Source organism: Intestinibacter sp. (assembly GCF_051866655.1).
Taxonomy (GTDB): domain Bacteria; phylum Bacillota; class Clostridia; order Peptostreptococcales; family Peptostreptococcaceae; genus Intestinibacter.
Genome location: NZ_JBJDXL010000143.1, coordinates 1 through 5969 on the forward strand (window position 1 = coordinate 1; position 5969 = coordinate 5969).

Annotated in this window: 5 protein-coding genes; all 5 read right to left on the reverse strand. The window is 30.7% G+C overall.

The features are described from left to right. The coding region (locus tag ACI3VO_RS04065; RefSeq protein WP_439756695.1) for an ATP-binding cassette domain-containing protein at positions 1–419 on the reverse strand (419 nt) is incomplete at its 3' end. Further along, positions 419–1042, reverse strand: coding sequence for a TetR/AcrR family transcriptional regulator (locus tag ACI3VO_RS04070; protein ID WP_439756696.1), 624 nt, complete (start codon positions 1040–1042; stop codon positions 419–421). The genes ACI3VO_RS04065 and ACI3VO_RS04070, both read right to left, overlap by 1 nt. 211 nt (positions 1043–1253) lie before the next feature. After that, positions 1254–2216, reverse strand: a complete 963-nt coding sequence (locus ACI3VO_RS04075; protein ID WP_439756697.1) for a carbohydrate kinase family protein — start codon at positions 2214–2216, stop codon at positions 1254–1256. Then, the gene (locus tag ACI3VO_RS04080; protein ID WP_439756698.1) at positions 2216–3667 is read right to left on the reverse strand and encodes a glycoside hydrolase family 32 protein; all 1452 of its coding nucleotides are present in this window, start codon (positions 3665–3667) and stop codon (positions 2216–2218) included. Before ACI3VO_RS04080 ends, ACI3VO_RS04075 begins: the two co-directional genes overlap by 1 nt. 23 nt (positions 3668–3690) lie before the next feature. Next, positions 3691–5616, reverse strand: a complete 1926-nt coding sequence (locus ACI3VO_RS04085; protein WP_439756699.1) for a glucose PTS transporter subunit IIA — start codon at positions 5614–5616, stop codon at positions 3691–3693. Positions 5617–5969: the final 353 nt, after the last annotated feature.

A 5969-nucleotide genomic window follows, 5' to 3' on the forward strand; every position in this document is an offset into this window, starting at 1 on the left:
ATACCCACCTTTTTTCTATTTCCTAGAGATAAATCTTCTATTTTCTTTTTTACATCTAATTCTAGCCTATTGCAGAGTACCTGAGCTTCTTCTGAACAATCCTTCTTTTGTAGCTTTGCAGATAATTTAATCAATTCACCAACTCTCATATTTGGATAAAACCACATTTCAGATGGCATATATCCTATGTCCTTTAAAATTTCCTTATTTCCTCTTGAGCATTCCTTTCCAAATATTTTTGCACTTCCTGAAGTAGGTGTTATAAGACCTAGCAAAGTACGAATAGTTGTACTCTTGCCAGCCCCATTTGGACCTATAAATCCAAATACGTCTCCTTCTTCTACTTTTAAATTAATTCCTTCTATCCCCTTAGCTTTTCCATAATACTTCGTAAGGTTATTTGTTTCAATAATATTCATTATAAATATTCCTCCTTATAAAAAGCTTTTCTCAAAACTTCTAGATGCTCTATATATTCATCATTTAATTTTATTAAATCCACAGGCTTATCTGCTTCTAATTTTTTATCCTTCATAAATCCTTCCGCCATCCAAAAAACTATATTCAGTACATTTTTAGGTGAAACATCATCTTTAAACTTGCTCAAATCAATATCTTTGAAGAAATTAATTTTAGTTTCAACAGTTAAATCTATAAAATCTTTTCTTATCTCTTCTTTTACTTCTTCATTTTCTTCAAAATAAACTTTAGTTAAAAACATCATTATATCAGGATGTTCTAATAAAATTTTAACCTTACAGTTTTGCCCATCTATTATCTTATTAAAAAAATCATTGTCGTTTTTATTTTTTAATTCCTTTATTTGCTCATATGATTTTTGAGTTGCATAATCATATAAAAATAGGTACAAGCCTTTTTTGTTTCCAAAATAATGGAACAAAAGAGACTTTGAAATACCAGCTTCTTTTGCTATTTCCTCCGTAGTTGCCTTTTTATATTCGTATTTAGAAAAAACATGCAAGGCGCCATTTATTATTGCATTTTGCTTTTCTTTAGGTAAATCAAAAAACTTTTCATTCATTATTAATACTTCCTCTTCATTATGTAATTTATATCTAATAAATTATATCTGTTGACCAATTTGGTTAATTAAAGTATAGTTCTGTTGACCAATTTAGTCAACAAATTTTTATAAAAAAAATCCCTATAGATTACTCTAATAAAAATCTATAGGGAGAAAATTGTTTTGGGTTATATTTTACTTCAAATATATGAAATTGTATTAAATCTAGCTATCTTATTTTGCAAAACTCTTCAAAAGTAGGATAAGATGCTATAGCACCTTTTTTAGTTACACTAATAGCACAGTAATTATTAGAAAAATCTAAATATCTTTCTAATTCTTCCTTTTGTAATGAATCTAATTTATCCTCAGTCACACCATATCTATATAATTGATATAAGAAAGAACCTATAAATCCATCTCCTGCTCCAGTTGTATCCTCTACTTGAGCCTTTATACCTGATACAGATGCCTTTGTTTGTTTAGTATAAACCTCTGCACCATCTCCACCTTTTGTAAATACTATCATCTTTACATTTCCGATAAATAATTTTTCTAATTCTTCTTCTATATTTGTTCCGCCTGTAACAAATTCTAATTCTTCATCGGAAATTTTTAAAATATGTGCTTTTGGCATCATTTCAAATATAGCTTCTCTCAATTTATCTGGACTATCCCATAAAGGAAGTCTTACATTTAAATCAAAGCTCACTATTCCGCCGTTTTTCAATGTGTATTCAATTGCCTTATCATGTGCTTGTTTCATAGGGAAATCACCTATTGAAACAGAGCAAAAATGAAGCGCAAATACATCCTCAAACCATTCTTCTTTTATTTTGTCAGCTGAAAGCAGCATATCAGCTCCTGGTTTTCTATAAAAAGAAAACTCTCTATTTTTATTTTCATCTAATGCCACAAATGCTAAGCTTGTATTTGCTTCTGTAGTTCTAGAAACATATTCGCATCCTATATTATGCATTTTAAACTCATCTATTATTTTATCTCCAAAAGGATCTTGTCCTAATTGAGTTATCATTTGAGATTTGCCGCCAAGCTTAGTGAATGCTCCACATACATTAGCAGGAGCACCTCCTACTGCTGGTTTAAATCCTTCTACCTCTTTAATTTTTTTACCTGATTCTGTAGGTATAAAATCGATTAATGCTTCTCCTATTGCTATTAACTTTTTCATTAAAATTTCATCTCCTCTGGTGCTAAATTCCACAATCTAGATTCTATATTTTCATCAGCAATTATTTCTAGTGTATATTGTTCTGGATAGAATCTAGTTGTAAGCACCATTTTACCATTATTTACAAATATTTCTATAGATGATTTATCTACAAACATATGAATTTTGTCTAAGCTTTGAAGCTTAGCCTTTCTTACATCTCTACCTGCTCCAATATCATTCTTAAATTCCATTTTTAAAATAGATGTTTCTTTGTCATAAGATACTTCTAGACCTTTCGAAATTATCATTTTTAATTTATCTATGCTTTTACCGATACTATTTAACTCTAATTCATATAAACCATCTAAAGCAATTTCCTCATTTAATTCTATCTCTTCTTCTGATTTTCTTATTTTCTTCAGTTCTTCTATTGGATTTTGAAGTACTATACCATCCTTTACAGATAATTCTCTAGGTAATGTTAATCCATGTTGCCATCCGTATTCAAGTGTTTTATTAGTATAATCGATATCTGGAAGACCCATCCAACCAATCAGTATAACTCTTCCCTTTTCATCAACAAAGCTTTGTGGTGCATAGAAATCAAATCCCATATCCCATTCTACAAAATTCCCCAGGAAATACTCTTTTCTGAAATCTCCTTCTAGAGGATAATATCCTGATTGATGCACATTTTGATATTTGAATTCTTCTGATTCTAATCCTTGTGGTGATATTGATAAAAATTTGCTTCCGTTTAAATCTATCATATCTGGACATTCCCACATATAACCGAATCTTTCTTTACCTGCTATTTCATTTTCAAGCTTCCAATTTTTCAAATCATCTGAAGAATATACTAGAACTTTTCCTATATCACTAAATTCCGTTCCATCTATATTTTCTCTTCCACCTAATACCATATAATATACTCCGTCCTCTTTCCATACCTTTGGATCTCTGATATGACAAGTATAATTAGATGGATAGTCCTCATTTGTGATAAGCAATTGCTTATCACTGAAATTTTCTCCGTCCTCTGAAGTAACTAATAAAACATTAGCTCCTCTTCCTGATGTTATATAATCGTGATTTCCTGATTCTTTTACATTGCCTGTATAGTATATATACATTTTTCCATCTTCTACAAAAGTGCTTCCAGAATAAACACCATCTTTATCATAAGGTGTATCCGGTCCCATAATAGGACCCTTATACTCCCATGAAATCATATCCTTTGAGACATAATGCCCCCAAAATTTATCTCCTCCTTCTGCATCAAATGGAGAATATTGAAAGAACACATGATATACACCTTTGAACTGACATAATCCATTAGGATCATTTAACCAGCCAGTTGGTGGCATTAAATGAAATCCTAATTTATATGGGTCTTGATTTATTTTTGTATTTTTTTCTGCTTCTCTAACCTTTTCGAACATTTTTTTTTCAATAATTTTGTTATTCAAAATACCACATCTCCATATCTATACTATTTAGTGCATTGAACAGCCTTATCTCCGTGCTTAACATCTCCACTGCAAACCATATCGACCTTTGTATAATCGTAAGTGTTAGTTACTATGACTGGAGTTGTTACATCGTATCCCGCTTCCTTTATTTTAGGAATATCAAATTCCATTAAAAGCTGTCCTACTTCTATATCTTGTCCTTCAATTATATGTGCTTTAAAGTGTTCTCCTTTAAGCTCAACTGTATTTATTCCTATATGTATTAGTATTTCTGTTCCATCCTCTGATGCTATACCTATTGCGTGTTTTGTATCAAATACAGTAACTACTTTTCCATTTACTGGTGCATATACCTTACCTTCTGCAGGAACTACTGCCATACCTTTACCTAATAATTCTGCTGAAAAAGTTGAATCATTTACTTCTGTCATTGGGATTGCCTTACCTGTAATCGGACTTAATATTTCACCTTGTTCTAATTTTATTTTTTCACTTTCTTCTACTTTTTGAGTTTTATTTATTTCCTTAGAATCTATTGACTTTGTTTCATTATTTGATTCTTCATTTGTTTCTTCTACATCTTCTTTAAATATAATCCAAGATATTGCAAATGCCACACCAAATGCCACTGCCATTAATATTATGTATTGTAAAGTTGTATTAGTTGTTATTAAAAGGCCAAATAATCCTGTTACTCCATAAGCAGTTGCGCTTACCTTTAAAACTGATCCTACTAATGCTCCACAAGCTCCACCTATTATACCTGCTATAAATGGTCTCATAAAACGAATATTTACACCGAATATTGCTGGTTCTGTAATTCCTAAGAATGCTGATAATGATGCTGGCAATGCCATTGCTTTTGTTTTTCTATTTTTTGTTCTAAGTGCAAATGCTAAAGCTGCTGCACCTTGTGCTACATTAGCTGCAGTTGCTATTGGCATCCAAATATTTGCTCCTGTCGCACTAAGCATACTAGCTTCTAGCGCATTGTACATATGATGAACTCCTATTACTACTGTTGGTGCATATACTGCTCCTGCTAAAAATGCTCCCACACCAAATGGTAATGTTATTAATGTTTGAACAAATCCAAGTACTCCATTTTCTAATGTTGAAAAAACTGGTCCAAATATTGTCAATGTTAAATACCCTGTAACTAATACTGTAACTAATGGTGTTACAAATAAATCTATCATTTCTGGTACAATCTTATGTAATTTCTTTTCAATTGTAGACATAAACCATACTGCAATTACTACTGGAATAACATGACCCTGATAACCTACTAAATTGATATCATAAAGCCCAAACCATACACTTGCTGTTGGAATATCTGATGCAGCCATACCTGCTACACTCCAAGCATTAAGCAAATCGCTATGAATCATAATCATACCTATAACTGCTCCTAAGAATATATTTCCTCCGAATACCTTGGCTGCACTTACTGCTATTAATATTGGCAAGAATACAAATGCTGCATTACTGAATAAATGTATAACTGTATAAGTTCCTGAATTTGCCATTTGAGGCCATACTTTAGATAATCCTTCTAAAAGTCCCATCAAAAGACCGCTTGCTACGATCGCCGGTATAATCGGCACAAATACATCTCCAAGAGTTTTAATAGCTCTCATAAATATATTTTGCTTTGAAGTAGCTGCTTTTTTAGCTTCCTCTTTAGATGCTTCTGTTATACCAGCTAAGTCTATTAGCTCTTTAAAAACTTTGTTCACTACACCTGTTCCAAGTATTATTTGTAGTTGACCTGATGCTTCAAATACACCTTTTACTCCTTCTATGCTCTCAATTGCATTTTTGTCACATTTTGAATTGTCAGCTATTACAAGTCTTAATCTTGTAGCACAATGAGCTGCTGATACGATATTTTCTTTTTTACCTATTTTTTCATAAATTTCTTTAGCTATAACACCATAATCCATAATATTTCCTCCTCTTTGTGGTATCGTTCTCATATTTCTTAATATTATTGTAGCATGTTATTTTAGTTATAGCAAAGGTTTTTTGGAAGCATTTTACATATTTTTTATTTAATAATGTCTATTTTTATATTTATTTTTATGAAATATATATGAAATCAATCTCACAAACACTTCTATATATTCTTTTGTATGCTTATATATTCAAAATTTAAACCATATAAATATATATTTTTCTTTTTTATAAGAAAATCTTTATTTTAAAAATCTATAATGTGGATTTTCTTGAAACACATGTACGGAAATTATATTTATCTAAAATTTAAAAATGAATATAATTTCCTATGTGTTATAAA

Excerpts from the sequence above, each read along its gene's own strand:
- ACI3VO_RS04070 (WP_439756696.1), bottom strand. The coding sequence starts at position 1,042 with ATGAATGAAAAGTTTTTTGATTTACCTAAAGAAAAGCAAAATGCAATA.
- ACI3VO_RS04075 (WP_439756697.1), bottom strand. The coding sequence starts at position 2,216 with ATGAAAAAGTTAATAGCAATAGGAGAAGCATTAATCGATTTTATACCT.
- ACI3VO_RS04085 (WP_439756699.1), bottom strand. The coding sequence starts at position 5,616 with ATGGATTATGGTGTTATAGCTAAAGAAATTTATGAAAAAATAGGTAAA.